General features: G+C 64.8%; 16 protein-coding genes. 5 read left to right on the top strand and 11 right to left on the bottom strand.

Translation table 11 applies throughout. The features are described from left to right. Positions 1-377: 377 nt before the first annotated feature. From RT697_RS03270 to RT697_RS03260, 3 genes are all read right to left on the bottom strand, one after another. The gene (locus tag RT697_RS03270; RefSeq protein WP_313696976.1) at positions 378-2,078 is read right to left on the bottom strand and encodes a nicotinate phosphoribosyltransferase; all 1,701 of its coding nucleotides are present in this window, start codon (positions 2,076-2,078) and stop codon (positions 378-380) included. Positions 2,079-2,108: 30 nt separating this feature from the next. Beyond that, positions 2,109-2,954, bottom strand: coding sequence for a ribose-phosphate diphosphokinase (gene prs / locus RT697_RS03265; RefSeq protein WP_313696975.1), 846 nt, complete (start codon positions 2,952-2,954; stop codon positions 2,109-2,111). A gap of 104 nt (positions 2,955-3,058) precedes the next feature. Then, a complete protein-coding gene (locus RT697_RS03260; RefSeq protein WP_313696974.1) occupies positions 3,059-3,712 on the bottom strand; it encodes an NrtR DNA-binding winged helix domain-containing protein in 654 nt (217 codons plus the stop codon). A gap of 252 nt (positions 3,713-3,964) precedes the next feature. Between RT697_RS03260 and RT697_RS03255 the strand changes: the two genes are divergently transcribed. Next, complete coding sequence (locus RT697_RS03255; RefSeq protein ID WP_313696973.1) at positions 3,965-5,071, top strand: porin; 1,107 nt, start codon at positions 3,965-3,967, stop codon at positions 5,069-5,071. A gap of 54 nt (positions 5,072-5,125) precedes the next feature. Here the strand turns inward: RT697_RS03255 and RT697_RS03250 are convergent, their stop codons facing one another. Continuing rightward, the gene (locus RT697_RS03250; RefSeq protein ID WP_313696972.1) at positions 5,126-5,839 is read right to left on the bottom strand and encodes an ankyrin repeat domain-containing protein; all 714 of its coding nucleotides are present in this window, start codon (positions 5,837-5,839) and stop codon (positions 5,126-5,128) included. A 195-nt stretch (positions 5,840-6,034) separates the two neighbouring features. Here RT697_RS03250 and RT697_RS03245 point away from each other — a divergent pair, with 195 nt between their 5' ends. Beyond that, a complete protein-coding gene (locus RT697_RS03245) occupies positions 6,035-7,366 on the top strand; it encodes a ParB/Srx family N-terminal domain-containing protein (protein ID WP_313696971.1) in 1,332 nt (443 codons plus the stop codon). Positions 7,367-7,417: 51 nt separating this feature from the next. Here RT697_RS03245 and RT697_RS03240 read toward each other — a convergent pair whose 3' ends face one another. Then, positions 7,418-7,789: a hypothetical protein gene (locus RT697_RS03240; RefSeq protein WP_313696970.1), complete on the bottom strand. Its 372-nt coding sequence runs from the start codon at positions 7,787-7,789 to the stop codon at positions 7,418-7,420. A 171-nt stretch (positions 7,790-7,960) separates the two neighbouring features. On the opposite strand from RT697_RS03240, the gene RT697_RS03235 reads away from it, so the two are divergent. Together RT697_RS03235 and RT697_RS03230 are read left to right on the top strand one after the other, a co-directional pair. Beyond that, entirely contained in the window at positions 7,961-8,407 is a 447-nt protein-coding gene (locus RT697_RS03235; RefSeq protein ID WP_313696969.1) for a gas vesicle protein, read from the top strand. A 5-nt stretch (positions 8,408-8,412) separates the two neighbouring features. Further along, entirely contained in the window at positions 8,413-9,108 is a 696-nt protein-coding gene (locus tag RT697_RS03230; RefSeq protein ID WP_313696968.1) for a pentapeptide repeat-containing protein, read from the top strand. A gap of 77 nt (positions 9,109-9,185) precedes the next feature. On the opposite strand, the gene RT697_RS03225 is transcribed toward RT697_RS03230, so the two are convergent. Together RT697_RS03225 and RT697_RS03220 are read right to left on the bottom strand one after the other, a co-directional pair. Further along, positions 9,186-9,746, bottom strand: a complete 561-nt coding sequence (locus RT697_RS03225) for a DNA-3-methyladenine glycosylase I (RefSeq protein WP_313696984.1) — start codon at positions 9,744-9,746, stop codon at positions 9,186-9,188. A 155-nt stretch (positions 9,747-9,901) separates the two neighbouring features. Then, complete coding sequence (locus RT697_RS03220) at positions 9,902-10,306, bottom strand: lysozyme inhibitor LprI family protein (protein ID WP_313696967.1); 405 nt, start codon at positions 10,304-10,306, stop codon at positions 9,902-9,904. A 113-nt stretch (positions 10,307-10,419) separates the two neighbouring features. Between RT697_RS03220 and RT697_RS03215 the strand changes: the two genes are divergently transcribed. Further along, positions 10,420-11,223, top strand: coding sequence for a metallophosphoesterase (locus RT697_RS03215; protein ID WP_313696966.1), 804 nt, complete (start codon positions 10,420-10,422; stop codon positions 11,221-11,223). Between the two features lie 30 nt (positions 11,224-11,253). On the opposite strand, the gene RT697_RS03210 is transcribed toward RT697_RS03215, so the two are convergent. From RT697_RS03210 to RT697_RS03195, 4 genes are all read right to left on the bottom strand, one after another. Next, positions 11,254-11,643, bottom strand: a complete 390-nt coding sequence (locus RT697_RS03210) for a hypothetical protein (protein WP_313696965.1) — start codon at positions 11,641-11,643, stop codon at positions 11,254-11,256. Next, positions 11,644-12,702 (bottom strand): PAAR domain-containing protein, encoded by a 1,059-nt coding sequence (locus tag RT697_RS03205; protein ID WP_313696964.1) that lies wholly within the window; start codon positions 12,700-12,702, stop codon positions 11,644-11,646. A gap of 282 nt (positions 12,703-12,984) precedes the next feature. After that, positions 12,985-14,034, bottom strand: a complete 1,050-nt coding sequence (locus RT697_RS03200; protein WP_313696963.1) for an NADP(H)-dependent aldo-keto reductase — start codon at positions 14,032-14,034, stop codon at positions 12,985-12,987. 113 nt (positions 14,035-14,147) lie between these two features. Continuing rightward, a complete protein-coding gene (locus RT697_RS03195) occupies positions 14,148-16,592 on the bottom strand; it encodes a TonB-dependent siderophore receptor (RefSeq protein WP_313696962.1) in 2,445 nt (814 codons plus the stop codon). Positions 16,593-16,789 lie beyond the last annotated feature (197 nt).

The raw sequence follows: 16,789 nt of genomic DNA, 5'->3' as shown, positions 1-16,789 counted from the left end.
TCTTCCGTCAAGTGGGACGGTGTCAGACACCCGGCGAAGATTGTCGTCAGCCTGGGGGAGCGGAGCAGTGGGTGTCAGACACCTTGGGTAAGGTGGTCTTCCGTCAAGTGGGACGGTGTCAGACACCCGGCGAAGATTGTCGTCAGCCTGGAGGAGCGGAGCAGTGGGTGTCAGACACCTTGGGTTTCGCTCGCCGTCTGCCTTAACTGCTAGGTGTCTGACACCCGTCAGCAACGCCCGTCAAGTTGATTACGCGCCGCATGGGTGTCAGACACCTTGCCCCACGAAGACCGGTCTCGCCAACAAACAGCAACGGCGCCCAAACGGGCGCCGTTGCTGTTGGATCTGCCGGTAAGTACGAGCAAACCCCGCCGGGATCAGCAGGCCTGCCAGCGGATGCTGCCCGGCTCGGGGCAAGTCCACGATCCCTGCAGCCGCGCGCGGATTTCCGCCAGGCTTTGTTCCACCAGCAGCTCGCCGTCGCGGAACACCGGCGCCAGCGCCCCGCCCGCCGCCTGCTCAGGCGTCTGCTGGTCGTGCAACACGTAGCCGTCCGGCGTTTCATCCACACGCAGCAAGCCCTTGGCGGACTTCTTCACGCCGGAATCGGTGACCGGGTCCTTCACCAGTTCCTGCGGTTCGCCATTGACCTCGGCGTACGTGGCCTTGAGCGCCCAGCCGAAGGTGTCGCGGGTCAGGTACTGGTAGGTGTAGGACCCGATGCCCAGCACCACGTTGCCCGACGCAAAGCCCTTGCGTTCCAGGCGCACCAGGATGTCGCGCGCCCGGGTCAGCGTGATGGAATCGCCGTAGATCAGGCCCACGTGCGGGTCCAGCAGCTTGTAGCCGCGATCGGTCTCCACCCCGCCGAACGTGTCCCACAGGCATTGCACCGCGCCCTTCACCTCGGGCTCGCGCAGCGTCTGCTGCGCGCTGGCGTCTTCGCCCAGCAGCCAGTACGTGCCCGTGGCCGCATCGCGCACGGCCTCGAAGCCGGCGGCCTGCGCCGCTTGCAGGGCGGCGCGGTCCTGCACGTCCGGCACGTCGGTGCAGAAGTAGCCGGTCAGGATCTTCACGGGGTCGCCGGAGTCCGGGCGGAACACGACCTTGGCATTGCCCAGCGCGTCCGGCTGACGGGTCATGATCTCGGACTTGAGCGCCGCGGCAAAGTCCGTCACCACCTGCCAGAAGTCCCAGGTGTCAGACACCACGGACACGATGCCCGCCGGATACACCTGCTTGACCAGGCGGCGGATCGTCTCGATCTCGCCTTCCTTGCTGCCCAGGCACATTACGGAGTGTTCCGTCGCCGGCACCGAGCCGCCGATCAGTTCCCGGTCCGAATCCGCGTTGTAAATGTCTTCCAGATAGTCAATGGCCGGGATGGTGTCGGTGCCGGTGAAGGACAGCAGGTGACCCGCACCGCACTTGCGCGCGTCGTACAGGCCGGACATGCCGCGCATCGAGAAGTCGTGGCCCTGCCAGTCCACGAACGCCATCGGGCTGCCGGTCAGTTGCGCGAAGTACGTCAGCAGCTTGCGGTATTCGAAGGCGATGGTGGCGACGGTGGACGGCTTCCAGGACTCGCAGCTGAACAGCGTTTCGATGTAGGTCACCAGCCAGGCGAACTCCGGGCGGGTGTTGATGAAGGTGACCGGCGGCACGCGGATGTCGACGCGTGCGCCTTCGGGCACCGAGCGGATCTCCAGCGGCAGATAGCCCAGGTCGTGCAGCGCCTGCAGGTGATCGACCGTGACGGCGCCCTTGCCCAGCGCGTTGTCCACGCGGCGCTGGTACTGACGCACGGCGGTGCTGGCGGGCTTGCCGAAGAACTCGCGGTTGAACAGGCCGATCAGGATTTCCTTGATGAAACCTTGCAGGCCGAACCAGACGATCTTCTCGTCAAACAATTCGGGCAGCACCGGCGCCAGGCGCGCCGAGCGCGGCGTGAAATTGGCCAGGATCTTGTTCGTGCCCTTGGGGTACTGGAACGGGTGGCCGGTCTTGTAGAAGTCCGCCTGCAGGAAGGGATTCAGGCCGTTCTTGAGCGTGGGGGCCAGGGTGTCGGGGGCATTCATGACGGGTTCCTTCTTGGTTATCCAGCAGTCTCAGTTGACCAGCACCGCAGCGGCGGCGGGCGCCGCGGCGTCTTCGGTGCGGGTCCAGTCATAGGCGGTGAAAATCTCGGCGTAACGCGCCTTCAGCTCGGTCAGGCCCTTGCTGAAGATGCCGTGCGTGACATACAGGTAAAGCGGCTGGCGGGTCTTGTCGGCCAGAGCGGCGGCCAGTTCCAGGAACGTGCGTCCGCCGTCGCAGATGTCGTCGACCACCAGCACCGGCTGGGCCGGGATATCGTCGGGCACGCGCGTTTCAGTGATGCGGCCGGTCTGCGGATCGCGGACTTTTTCTGCATAACGCACGTCCGCCACGCCCAGCGCCTTGGCCAGCGCCTGCACCCGCTTGCGGGCGCCCGCGTCCGGCGCCATCAGGGTGACGCCCTGGGCAAAGGCCGGCGCGGCCAGCGCTTTCTTCAGGAAGGCGGTGGCGTCGACCACCCGCACGCGCTGCAACAGCGCCGGCGTGACGTCGCTGTGCGGTTCCACGATGGTGACGGTCGCGTACTGCTGGTCGTTGATGAGCTTGCAGAACACGGCGGCGCCCAGCGCCTCGCCCGGATTGCAGACGCGGTCCTGGCGCGCGTACGGCACGTAGGGCATGTCCAGGTGCACGGGCGCGGCCGGGTTCAGGCGGCGCAACGCGTCGGTCAGCAACAGCAATTGCATGACGTCGTCGGCCGATTTCAACAAGGCGTGGATGCGGAATTCGCGGGCGGCGTCAGCTTGTTCACGCAAGCCAGCGGGAATGGTGACCTGCATTTCGCCGCCCGGAAACCGGAACGCGGCCGGCTTGTCGGTCGTGCGTTGCCCTTCAATGACCGCAGTGATGGTGAACATGATCGCCCCTTAGTGGCATTTCAAAACTAAGTGAAGCCAGTATATGCCGACTTATTGTCGTTGTGCAACTATCTTTGCATGAGAGGAAGGCGCGCCCTGTCGGATCAACCGACGCTACGGTCGAAAAAGGTGAAATCCTTCAACCGGTAAAGCCGCGCTGGCCGCTGCGCGCCCCCGACCACCTCGTCGGTCGCCTCCAGCGCGCCCCAGGCTTCCATCTTGCGGCGGAAGTTGGACTTCTCGAGCCGGGTCTGCAGGATCGCCTCGTAGGTGTGCTGCAACTGCGTCAGCGTGAAGCGCTCGGGCAGCAGGAAGAACGGCAGCGTGGAATACGTGGACTTGCTGCGCAGCCGGTCCACGGCCGCCGCGACGATGGCGGCGTGGTCGAACGCCAGCGGCGGCAAGGCATCCACACTGACGAAACGGAACGCTGCCCGCGTGGCGGCGGCCAGTTCGGCGGCGGGCACCAGCGCCACATAGGCCACCGACAGCGACCACTGCCGGGGATCGCGGTCCTGACCGGAAAACACCTGCAATTGCTCGAGGTAGCGCGGCTCGAAGCCGGTCTTGTCGCGCAACACCCGCCGGATGCTGTCTTCGGTGCAGGCGTCCTCGTTGACGTGCACCACGCCGCCGGGCAGCGCCATGGCCCCCTGAAACGGCTCGCGGTCGCGCTGGTGCAACGCGACTTCCAGGCCGGATTCGCGCAGGGTGAGAAGGACGGCGTCAACAGTGACGAGCGGCTGGGGAAAGTCCAAGGAGCGGGTTCCAGGGTTCAGGTTTTGGGCAAGATGCCACTATGACGCGGCAAGGTCAATCCGGGCAGGCTCCGCCCTCCCCGGGCGCCCGAATGCGTCACTAAAAACTGTTCGAAATTTCGCAAGATTTGACGGCGGATAACGACAATTAACGCATTGTTCTACACTATGCGCCGAGGAACACCGTCAGGTTGCTTGTCTGGCGTCGTGTTCCTTTTGCTTTTCTTCAACTGCAACACAGGAGTTTTCCGGATGAAAAAGACGCTGCTCGCCGCGGCAATGCTGGCTTCTTTCGCAGGCGTTGCCCAGGCAGAACCGTCAGTCACTCTCTACGGTGTCATCGACACCGGCCTTGGCTACAACAAGATCAAGGGCGATGGTTACAGTGGTTCCAAAGTCGGCATGATCAACGGCATCCAGGCCGGCTCCCGCTGGGGCCTGCGCGGATCCGAAGATCTGGGCGACGGCCTGCGCGCCGTCTTCAAGCTCGAAAGCGGGTTTGACTCGGCCAACGGCCAGCGCGGCCAATCCGGCCGCCTGTTCGGCCGCCAAGCCACCATCGGTCTGGCCAACGACGCCTGGGGCTCGCTGGAATTCGGCCGTCAGGCCACGGTCGGCTCGAACTACCTGGCCGACATCGACCCCTTCTACACCAGCTACACCCAATCCAACCTGGGCCTGGGTTTCAGCGCGGCCAACACCATGCGCTGGGACAACATGGTCATGTACCGCACCCCGTCGGTGAACGGCTTTGAATTCGCCGTGGGTTACTCGTTCAACGCGGACGACACCACGGCTGACCAGACGGGCTTCCGCACCGCTGACAACACCCGCGGCATCACCACCGGCCTGCGCTATGTGCAAGGTCCGCTGAACCTGACGCTGACCTACGACCAGTTGAACGGCGCCAACAACAGCACCATCGACAACGGCGCCACGCCGCGCCAGTACGCCGTCGGTGCGTCGTACGACCTGGAAGTGGTCAAGCTGGCCGCCGCTTACGGCCGCACCACCGACGGCTGGTTCGTCGGTCAGGACCTGCCGGCCGGCACGCCGTTCAGCGATGAGTTCGGCACCAACCGCTTCGTCGACGGCTTCAAGGCCAACTCCTACATGCTGGGCGCAACCCTGCCCGTGGGCGCCTCCGGCAGCCTGTTCACCTCGTGGCAGCACGTGGCTCCGTCCAACGACAAGCTGACGGGCGGCGACGCCAACATGAACGTCTACAGCGTGGGCTACACCTACGACCTGTCCAAGCGCACCAACCTGTACGCCTACGGTTCGTACGGCACGGACTACGCGTTCATCGACGGTCTGAAGAGCACCGCCGCCGGCGTGGGCATCCGCCACCAGTTCTAAGCGTGTGCCGGGCCGGCCGCCCTGCGGCGCCGGCCCATCCTGCCGCCCGGGCTGCTACCGCGCCCGGGCGCGCTCCAGCATCTTCACGATTTCCGTCTGGCCACGCTGTCGCGCGTGCTGCAATGGCGTGCGCCCGTCCTTGTCGGGCAGATTCACGTCCGCTCCCCCTTCGATCAGCAACGCCACGATGGCCTGATGGCGCGGTCTGCCATCGCTCAGGATGATGGCCTCCAGCAGCCCCGTCCAACCCAGCCGGTTGACGTGATCGGGATCCACGCCCGCCTGCAGCAGACGCTGCACGACCTCGACATGGCCGCGCTCGCACGCCGGAATCAGCGCCGTCCCGCCATAGCGGTTGGTGCTTTTCAGGTCGGCGCCGTGCTTCAGCGTCTGCTCCAATATCTCTCGATAGCCCTGCGCGCCCGCCAGCAGGTATGCGCTGTCCTGCATGTTGTTCTGGGCGTTCACGTTTGCACCGGCTTCGATCAGCGCCGCCGCGGCCTGCGCGTGGTTGCCTTGCGTGGCGCGCAGCAGCGGCGTGTTGCCCTGCCCGTCCCGCGTTTCAATGGGTGCGCCTTCGCCCAGCAGTTCGCGTACGCGCGCCGCGTCGCCCTTGCCTGACGCCTCCAGCAGTTGGGCGCCCCGGTCTCTCGCGGCCCCGCCGTTCGCACCCCGGTCTTTCGCGCCCCCCTCATTCGCGGCGGCCGCGAAGCCGATCGCGCTTAGCGTCAGCGCAACGCAGACGCGCCAGAATTTGATGTAAGCCATTGCCGGCTGTCTCCTTGCTTTCATTGAACGTGTCGCCCCGGCGGTCCGCCGGGCGGGCGTGCCGCCATTATCTCCTTGCCGCCTTCCGCAGCCGCCGCCTATGCTCGGTCAGATTCTCGGCGACCTGCAATGCGCAGGAAACACGCGTCCGGCATGATCGGCCTCCCTTACTGATCGCAGCCCCCAAGAACTGCCATGCCCTCCCGTTCCGATTCCGAGCTTTCTCCCCTTGTCCGTCCCTCGCGCCTGATGCGCGCCCTGGCCCTGGCGTTGTTGCCGCTGGCCCTGGCTGCCTGCAACGGCGGCAGCGACGACGATGACGAGGTCCAGCCGCCCGTCGCCGAAACCCCGGCGCCCCAGCCGGAGCCGCAGCCGGAACCCGAAACGCCGCCGCGCAACACGGTCTATCTGCAGAAGAAGGCGGGCGACGTCATCCAGGTCCGCATCGAGGAACTGCATCCCACCCAGGCCGCGATCGGCTACGACCAGATCTACTACAAGCTCGGCCGCTGGCAGGGCGATTTCGACCGCGCCACCTGGGCGGCCGATCCCGTGCTGCAACTGGACTACTTGAACCGCACCGTGGGCAAGAAGTTCGACGACTACTGCGAGGATGTCGGCGGCGCCGAGCGCGCGCAGAAGTTCCAGAGCATCGCCGAGGCGCGCGCCACGCGCCTGGACCAGCCCAATACGTTCACTTGCAAGGACGCACCGGGCACGAACACCGCCAACCTGAAGACGGTGATCGTGGGCTGGGACGGCAATCTCTATCTGACCGACGGCCACCACACGTTCTCGTCCCTGCGCGAGATCTTCGACGGCGGCCCGAAGCTGCCCGTGTGGGTGAAGGTCGACGCCAACTACAGCGACCTCCCGACCGCGGCCGCCTTCTGGCAACGCCTGGTGGACGAGCGCCGCGCGTGGCTGCGTGACGACCAGAACCAGCCGATCACCGTCGACCAGTTGCCCACGCGCGTCGGACTGTCCAATGCGCAGGAGCCCGGCGGCATGCAGGAAGACCGCTACCGCTCGCTGGTGTATTTCACGCGAGATATTGCCTACAGCAACGGGGACCTGCCTGAATTCGCGGAATTCCTGTGGGGCGACTGGCTGCGCCGTCAGGCCGCGGCCGGGCAGCTTCAGGGCTTGGACCAGTACAAGATGCAGGCGCCCGCCACGCCCGCGGAAATCCTGGCGGTCAGCACGCTGAACAAGGACATCCTGCCCACCGGCGTCAACGACAGCTACGCCGCCGCCGTGCGCGACGCCTCGGTGAAGATGAGCGCGTTGGCCGACACGGATATCGTGTTCGAAGACCGCAACGCCGCCAGCCTGGGCCGCATCGTCCTGGAAGCCAACGCCGCCAGCGGCTCGGCCACCAAGACGGCGCGCGACACGCTGGAAGAACTGCCGCGCAACGACGTCAAGACGTCCGACGGCACGCCGCGCGGCGCAGGCAAGCTGTGGTTCGCGGTCAACTACCGCACCTGCGGCAAGCCCGCGGCCGGGACCTGCTGGGGCTGGTAATGTGAAAAAGGCCCGCGCAAGCGGGCCTTTTTACATCATGCGGTCAGCGCCTCAGAGCACTTCCTGCGTGTTCTCGGCCTTGGCCAATTGCTGCATCGCCAGGGCGACCTTCTTGGCGACTTCCAGGCGCTCGGCGGCCGACATGGCGTCGTATTCTTCCTTGGAAATGCCCAGGCTCGCCAACGCCGCGTAGAACATCTTGTCCTCGAGCGACATGCCGGCGTAGTCCAGGAATTCCTTTTCGGCCTGCGACGGCGCGGCCTGCGAGGCGCCGGACACGCCTTGGCCCATGGCCGAACGGTTGCGCTCGGTGGCATCGGCAAACGCCGCGCGGAAGCTCTCGCCGACGTTGGCGTTGCTGTTTTTGGCGGCCGACGCGGGCTGGCCGGCGGCATTGATACCCAGGAAATTCACGCTGCTCATGGATGCTCCAGAGGGATTGGCGGTCAGGGTGCCAACATACTCCCCGCCCGCGGCGCCGGAAGACCGGGTCAGCCGCCCGTTCGGCCCGTTTCTCTCCGGATTGCGGTCCGACCATTTTTAGCGCCCTTCGAGTATCTTGTGCCTCTCGCAAACCTTCCAGAGATCCTGCTCATGAGCATCGACACCCCCTCCAGCCAGCCCGCTGCCGCCGCGCCCGCCGCGGACGCCTTCCTGCAGTTCCTGGTCAACCTCGTCAACAACGGCAGCCAGCTCGAAAGCATTGGCGTGACCTTGCAGATGGGCGGCATGCTGGTGTCCGGCTCGATCGTCTCGGGCGCCGAGTACTTCGACACCTTCGCAGCCGGCTTTGCGGGCAAGCTGGAATCGCTCGACCCCGAGACGCGCCAGACCGTGCACGCCTCGCTGGCCGCGCTGGGCGACGTGTTCCGCCTGCCCCAGCCCGTCGACCCGCTGCCCAACTACATTCACCTGTCCGACGCCCTGTTCTTCACCGCCGACGGCACGCCCATCGCCGGACAGCCGACCCTGTGGCGCGGCCGCACCAGCGCCGTGGACGGCTTCATCCTGGGCCGTCTGCAGTCCGACGCCTCGGCCTGACCCGCATGACGCAAACCGTTACGCCGCCGATCGAAGGCCAGGACATTGACCGCAAGGCCATGCAGGCTCTCATCGAGACGGCCGCGGGCAAGGCGCTGTCGTTCGTGGACTGCGACTTCCAGCACGCGGACTTTTCGCGCCTTGAACTGCGCGGCTTCCAGTTCAGCGGCTGCGCGATCGCGGGCGCCTCGTTCCAGGGTGCGGATCTGACCGACACACAGTGGCTGCGCTGCCGCGGCGGATCGGCCAGCTTTGCGTCGGCGGACGCCAGCGAGGCCTCCTTCCAGAACTGCGATCTGAACAACGCCAATTGGCGCCGCGCGCGGCTGGCCAGCGCGCGGTTCCGGTCGTGCAAGCTGACCGGATCGGATTTCGATGGCATCGCGTGCCTGGGCTGGTCGCTCGAGGAATGCCTGCTGGTCGGCGCGCTGCTGCGCGGCGTGTCGTTTCGCAGGTGCAATCTGCTGCAGCTGGATTTCTCGGACGCGGACCTGTCGGGAAGCGACTTCCGCGAGACGGTATTTCACGGCGGCAGCCTGCGCAATGCGACGCTGAAAAACGTCCACTTCGAAGGCGCGGACCTACGCGAAGCGGACCTTGGCGGATTGGATCTGACGGCGGCCGCCCGGCTGGCCGGCGCGACGATCTCCAAGACGCAGGCGGCGGCGTTGCTGGCCGAGTTGCGCATCAGCGTGGTTTGACACGGTACTGAGGCGGCCCGCCTTTGCGGACTCGCAGGCCGGCGATGCCGCCCGGGCCTGCGTTGCCGCACATTGATTCAGCCCGGCCGCCGGAAGTACTTGCGCGCCGCCTCGATCTGCCCATGGCAGACGCAGCCGCTCATGTGCTCGTTCACCATGCCCACGGCCTGCATGAAGGCATGCATGGTCGTCGGGCCCACGAACGTCCAGCCGCGCCGCTTCAGCGCCCGCGAGAGTTCTTTCGACGCCTTGGACGTGGGATTGTTGTCCCAATAATGCCGATCCACCACCGCCGGACGATCCTGCGGCGGCGGCTCATGCGCCCAGAGCCAGCCGGCCAGCGAGCCGGTCTCGTCGGCCAGTTCGCGCGCCCGCTGCGCATTGTTGATGGCCGACACGATCTTGGCGCGGTTGCGCACGATGTCCGCATTGGTCATCAGACGCTCGACATCGCGCTCGGTATACCCCGCCACCCGTTCCATGTCGAAATCGTCAAAGGCCTCGCGAAACGCCTCGCGCTTGCGCAGGATAGTGATCCACGCCATGCCGGCCTGAAAACCTTCCAGACAGATTTTTTCGAACAGGCGCCGGTCGTCCACGACCGGCCGGCCCCATTCATGATCGTGATAGTCCGGCATGGAGGGCTGCCAGAAGCAACGCGGCTTGCCATGGTCGTCGACGATCAGCCCGGAGTCGGGGATGCCGGCGGCCGCCTCGGCGATGTCCGGGTTGCTGGCGCCGGGGGTGTTGACGTCCGGGCCAGCCAGATGTCCGTCAGTCTGTGCGGCAGCCTTCATGGTTTGCGGGGCACCGGGCAGCTCGTGTCGCCTTCTTCGCACACCAGATACGCGCGCAGTTCCTTGGTCCGGGCCTTCGTGAGCTTGTCCAGACACATGCTCAGCACCATCGGATACGCGCTGCCGCCCGTCACACCTGTTGACGAAAACGCGCATTCGGCATCGCGGAAGAACAGCCACGCCTTCTGCGCCGACTGCAATTGCGTCAAGGCATCCTTGCTGTCCTTCAGGCGCGCCGTCGCTTCCTTGTACGCCGCGTTCAACTCGGCGTCGGACTGGCGATACGCCTGATCCGCGCACAGGTTCATGTCGGTCTGGGTGGACGCCTGGTCACACTTGAGCACTTGGGCCTGCGCCCCCGCTGCAAGCAGGAGCGCGGCGGCGGCAAACACGATACGCATGGGAATTCCTCCTTTTCGGGTGGGTGGGTTTGGGGTGGTCAACGCATGGGGGAAAGTGTCGCATGGATGCCGGCGCGGCGCAGCGCCGCTGTCCGTCGCCTAAGATAGCCCCCATGAAGATCCAACTGCTTTCCGACTTGCATCTTGAAACCGATCCCACCTTTGTGGCACAACCCTTGCCGGGGGCCGACCTGCTCGTGCTGGCGGGCGATATCGGTTCGTACCGCCAGGGTTCACGACTGGAACGGGACGACTTCGGCCTGGGCGACTATTCGCCGCGCCACGGCTGGCCGACGCCCGTCCTGTACGTGCCGGGCAACCACGAATACGACAACGTGGATTTCGACGAGACCCATGCGCGCCTGCAAGATCTGTGCCACGCGCTGGACATCCAGTGGCTGGAACGGGAGACGGCAGTCATCGGCGGGGTGCGCTTCATAGGCACGACCCTGTGGACGGACTTCGACGCGCTGGCCGCGCCGGACGACACATTGGGTGAAGCGCTGAAAAAGCGGGCCAAGGCGTTCCGGGCGGCGGACTTCTATCTGGAAAAAGCCGAGATGCGCCGCCATGGCGCGCCCTTCATGGCCGAACAGATGCGCGAGCAGGGTCTGGCCTGTCAACAATGGCTGGACGCCGCCCTGCGCGAGCCCTTCGACGGCACGACGGTGGCCGTCACACACTTTGCGCCTACGTTGGCCAGCGCCGATCCGCGTTATGGCGTCACGCCCGGCACGGCGGGGTTTTGCAACGCGCTGGATGGATTGCTGCCGCTGGCCGACGTGTGGATGCACGGGCATCTGCATTGCGCGCAGGATTACGTGAAGGATGGCTGCCGGGTGATCGCGAATCCGCTGGGGTATGCGAAGAAGGGGGAGCAGGCGGATTTTGACCCCGGAAAATTGTGGGAGTTGTGAACATCATCCCCAGGACCTCGGCGGTGTCGATCAATGACCCTTCGGCTTGGTGAATCGTGCAAAAAAACCGTATCGAATTTCGGTTCGTTGCACTTTCGCATCTGGCCCCACGTACACATCCACACGGCTGAACGGTCCGTTTATTTCTACATAGTCCCACTTCTCCCCAACGACGCTGATCCCGGTCCAGTGATCCGGCTTCTGGCGCCAATCTGCGAAATATCTGGTCGATTCGCCCGGATGGAGACCGTCCCGTGAAAGGTACCAATCGGTGTCGTAGATATATCCGATTGGCTCCTCTGCGGCGGCTGAATAATGGATCACTACGACCGGCCGACAGAAATATAAGAACAGAACCGCAGCGCACAGCGCACGACCTAATGTCTTGCAGCCCCGCCTCAAAGAGGATGTGGCTTTCATTCATCGCATCCTATTGCAGTCGTGCGGTTCTTTAGCTATGTCACCGCCTTTACCCCAAGGTTCGGGCACTGCGACGATGCGTTCAAGAAGAATCCCGAGGGTTAGCGAGTGCGGTTTGACCGCGAGATAAAGGTCTGTGCCCAGCCTGATTGATATCTGGTCGGGTACATCGTCAGAACTGGCAGGCCAAGTTCCATTCTGAGGATGATTCTTTAGCGGTCTACCGTTAACAAAATCATCCATCGCCTGGGCCAGTCCTGCGCCATTGATCAATTCGTCTGCTCCGAATCCTAGGGCAACGCCAACGTAGCCGTAGTGAATGTTCGACCATATATCGTAGAAATAATCAAAATCGCCGTACTTGTGCCAATGCGGGTGTGGCTGCCCAGGAAACTTCGTCCGAAGGAGGCGCTTGTGGTCCCACGGTCTGCCGGGCGCGACTCTCTCCGCCCATAAGCCGTACGCCGCCGCCTTTTTCCCTGCGGCCGCCCCCCAAAAGTCGGGCGGCGCTCCAAGACGCAGATACCACGGCAACTGCTGCCACTCCGCACGGAGGGCTTGGGGATCCGCGCTGTTCGCCGCGAGGATAGCCCTTCCCTCGATGGAAAAGGGATTGGTCTTCATTTCCCGGACCATGTATTCAGCCAGCGGAACCGCCGTGTCGAGGTGACTGCAACTCGCTCGCCGCAACCTATTTGCGTATGGCTGCACCACCTCGGTCCCGCGTGCGGAAAAGCGCGCCGGCAAACCACTTCCATCGCTGAGGCTGCGAATTGCTCCACCCGGCCCAGGATCCACTCGCACGAACCCTTGGCTCGCGATCAGCGCAGCGCCGCAGGCGGTCTTCATTCCCTCGAGTGCGACCAGGCTGTCACCGATGGCGAAACTGGGCACGCCCTCGATAATGGGGAATACCCCTTTGCATTTTGGGCAGTCAACCTTATGGCCAAGACCTGCCGCCGCTCGGCCGTCGATGTCGTAGGACGAAAACCCCTCCAACACCGTTCCGCCATGGGTTGTCTTGTCACCAACACGAATGATCGGGCGCGCTCTCATCATTGCTCCAGGCAATTACTGATGCGCGAAAGTCTGAGCGTCGCAGAAACCGACTTGAATCAGATAAACGCGAAAATCGTCTGACGCACTTTCACCCGGTGATGCAGCGCACGACTTGAAGCCATCAACCTTGAAACATGCGTGCCCGCGCCCAGCCTCCAGGAAAGACCGCGGAAAAAAAAAGCCCACCGCTTTCGCAAGTGAGCTTTTCGGATGCCGACCTCCGAGGAGATCAACCGCTTGCCAATAGGGCGCGAACGTCTTTCCCGTCCTGCCCCGCGCGCCTCAAGGCGCCGGATTCGGATGACGCACGTGGATCTGGTTGATCGCGTCCAGCACCTCAGCCGACAACGTCCCGTCAACGCTATCGATGTTCTCCTTCAACTGCGCGAGCGACGTCGCGCCGATCAGATTGCTGGTGACGAACGGGCGTTGATTCACCCACGCCAGCGCAAGATGCGTCGGCGAGATGCCATGCTTGCGCGCCAGTTCCACATATTCGCGCGTGGCGGCTTCGGCCTGGGGGTTGCTGTAGCGGGTGAAGCGCGTGTACACCGTCAGGCGGGCGCCGGCCGGCTTGGCGCCGTCCAGGTACTTGCCGCACAGCATGCCCATCGCCAGCGGCGAATACGCAAGCAAGCCCACGCCTTCATGGTGCGTGAATTCCGACAGGCCGATCTCGTACACGCGGTTCAGCAGGCTGTACGCGTTTTGGATCGACGCGATGCGCGGGAGGTCGGCATCCTGCGCGTGGCGCAGGAACTGGCTGACGCCCCACGGGGTTTCGTTGGACACGCCGACGTGGCGCACCTTGCCGGCGCGCACGAAGTCCTGCAGCACCGACAGGGTCTCTTCGATCGGCACGGTGTGCTCGTCTTCGACCCACGGGTAGTTGAGCTGGCCGAACGTCGCGGTGGTGCGGTCGGGCCAATGCAGCTGATACAGGTCCAGATAGTCCGTCTGCAGGCGCTTCAAGCTGGCGTCCAGCGCTGCGGTCAGGTTCTTGCGGTCCAGGAAGGTCTTGCCGTCGCGGATGTGGCCGGGGCGCTTGGGATCGCGCACGGGGCCGGCCACCTTGCTGGCCAGCACGATGTCCTGGCGGCGGCCGGTCTTGGCGAGCCACGTGCCGATGTAGGTTTCGGTCAGCCCTTGGGTTTCGGGCTTGGGCGGCACGGGATACATCTCGGCCACGTCGACCAGGTTGACGCCGCGCTCAAGCGCGTAGTCCAGCTGCTGATGCGCGTCGGCTTCGGTGTTCTGCTCGCCCCAGGTCATGGTGCCCAGCCCGATCAGGCTGACATCCAGGTCGGTACGGCCGAGTTTGCGGTATTTCAAGTTCTGCTCCGTGCGGGTCTTGGGGTTAAGAAGCGACACCTTACTCCAAGATGTTGGCGTTTCGCTGACAGGACCGGCGCACAGGGCGGCCGATCCTGCCTGCGCATTAACGCCTAGAACGTGCCCCGCAACGTCAGCATCGCATTGCGCGGCGTGCCGTAGACGTTGTTGCCGTTCAATGTGCCCACCTGCTGGTAGTAGACGCGGTCGGTCAGGTTGTTGACGTTCAGCGTCATGTTCCACTGCGGCGTGAGCTGGTAGCGCACCATGGCGTTCAGGATGGCATAGCCGCCCTGGTTGAAGTCGAACGGCGCGAAGGCGCCGCTCGCGTCGCGCGCCGTGCCGGACACGTAGCTTGCGCTTTGGATGAGCATGCTGCCGCCCACGGTCCACTTGGTCCAGTCGCCCGGCAGGCGATACGCCGTCGCCAGCTTGAACAGGTGCTTGGGCGTCACGCTGCTGTAGACGCTGTCGGTGCTCTTGTCCTTGGTGGTGTTGAAGGTGTAGCCCGCCGTCATCTGCCAGCCCGTGGCGAGCTCGCCGCTGAACTCGACGTCGACACCCCGGCTCACCACCTTGCCCTGTGCTGTGTAGCAGCACGCCCCGTCATAGGCGCTGCTGCTGCTGTCGTATCGGGGATCGAGGACGGCGGTGCCCGTGCGCTCCACGTTGAACAGGCTGAGCGTGGCGTTGGCGGCGCCGTCGAACAGTTCGCCCTTGATGCCGGCCTCGAAGCTCTTGCCCTTGATGGGCGGCAGCGAACTGCCCGGCGGCGGACCTTGCATGACCAGCGGCTGCGGCTTGTAGATGGCCGAATAGCTGCCGTACACCGACCACTGGTTGTTCAGGTCGTAGATCAGGCCGCCGTAGGGGGTGATCTCAGTGGATTCCTTGAACTGGGCGTCCTGGAACAGCTGCCAGTCGGCCGCGCCGCGCTTGGTGCGGATGAGCTGCGAGAACTCGTAGCGGCTGACGCGGGCGCCGGCCACGACGCTCAGGCGATCGGTGGGATGCAGGCGAAGCAAAGCGTACCCGCCAACCTGTTCCTGGCCCCACGGGCCGTAGTGCGCGCTGTAGTTGTAGTCCGCGTCCGTCCTGCTCGGATTCCATGCGCCGGGATTGAACGGATCGACCGGATCCTTGTAATTGATCGCGAGGTTGGAGTTGACCCAGTCGCTGCGCACGCGCTGCCAGTCCGCGCCCACCACGAATTCGTGCGTCTGGCCCAGCAGATCGAAGGCGCCGCTGAGATTGGCGTCCACCATGTCCTGCTTGTTCTCGGAGTTGGCGCGGCCGGCGCCCCACGTCAGTCCCTTGTACGTGATGGGATCGACGGAACCGGACGTGTAATTCCAGATGCGATCGGTCTTCTGGTCGGTATGCGTCGCGTTGAGCTTGGCGATCCAGCCATTGCGGAACCGATGCTCCAACTGGCCGAACACTTCCCAGCGATCGGTGTCGTCGAACGCCCAAGGCTGGGAGAGGTTCGCGCTGCGCGACAGGCCCAGATCGGCGCCGTTGCTGAAGCGCGGCAGCGTCGGCGGCGCGCCGTCGTTGTTGATCTGGCTGTAGTTGCCGCCCACCGTCAGCAACGTATCGGGGCCGAGGTCGGCTTCCAGCACGCCGTACAACGCGGGACGCTCGGTGCTGCGGTGATCGATGTAGGAACCGCTCCTCTGATAGCTGAACACGCCGCGGGCGCGCAACTTGCCGTTGTCGGTAAGCCGGCCGCTGGCGTCGATCTCGCTGCGGTAATCGTCCCAGCTTCCCGCGCCCAGCGTCACCTTGAGCTGATCCTGCGCCAGCGGCTTCTTGCGCACCAGGTTGATGATGCCGCCGGGATCGCCGACACCGCCCAGCAGGCCCGAGGCGCCGCGCATGACTTCCACGCGGTCGTAGAACGCCATCTGCTGCTGCGGATCGTAGTTATAGGAACCCAGCGCCAGCGGCGCGCCCCCGTCCAACTGCATGCTGGTGATGGCGAAGCCGCGCGAAAAGAAGTCCACGCCGTTGTACGTGATGCCGGGCACGGCGAGCAGGGCCTGGCGCACGTCGGTGATGTTCTGGTCTTCCATCTGCTGCCGGGTCACGACCGAGACGGATTGCGGGATCTCACGAAAGCTCTGCTCGGTCTTGGACGCGATGCTGGTGATGCGCGTCGTGTAGGAGCCGGTGTTCTCCGTCATGCTGCGCCGTTCCGCCATGCCGATGACGGTAACCGCGTCCAGCACGTCGGCGCCGCCTGCCGACAGCAGGTAGCGATCGCCCTCACGCCGATACTGCAAACCGCTGCCCTTGAGCAGCGCGGCCAGCGCCTGATCGGCGGTAAAGCTGCCGCGCAGCGCCGGCGCGGCCTTGCCGGCCACCAGGTCCGGCGCGAACAGGATCTGCAGCCGCGTCTGCTCGGCCAACTGGAGCAGGGCCTCGGACAAGGGTTGCGGCGCGATGTCGACCTGGACCGCGGCGGGCTGGGCGTGAACCGGGGAAGCGCCCAGTCCGCCGGCCAGGGCCAGCGCGACCGACAGCGCCAGGCTGCCCACGGTCAATCTGGCCGGCAAGGGACGCCTGCGCGGCGCGTGAAGGGTGATACGGGAATGTGGATTCAAGACAGGACTCGTTCGATGATTGCAGCGGGCGCATCGCGCCCGATCCCTTGGCCAAGGATCGTGACGGGCCGTCCGGGTGCAAATCGGCGGCCTGCCATGTACTACGAATCAGCGCGCAAAAGTCCTGAATGTTTTCTGCCGCGCAATTG

The sequence above is a fragment of the Achromobacter sp. genome, from assembly GCF_032113835.1.
Lineage (GTDB): Bacteria > Pseudomonadota > Gammaproteobacteria > Burkholderiales > Burkholderiaceae_B > Achromobacter.
The sequence above is the reverse complement of the archived record's forward strand: the minus strand, read 5'-3'. Positions and strand labels throughout refer to the sequence as shown.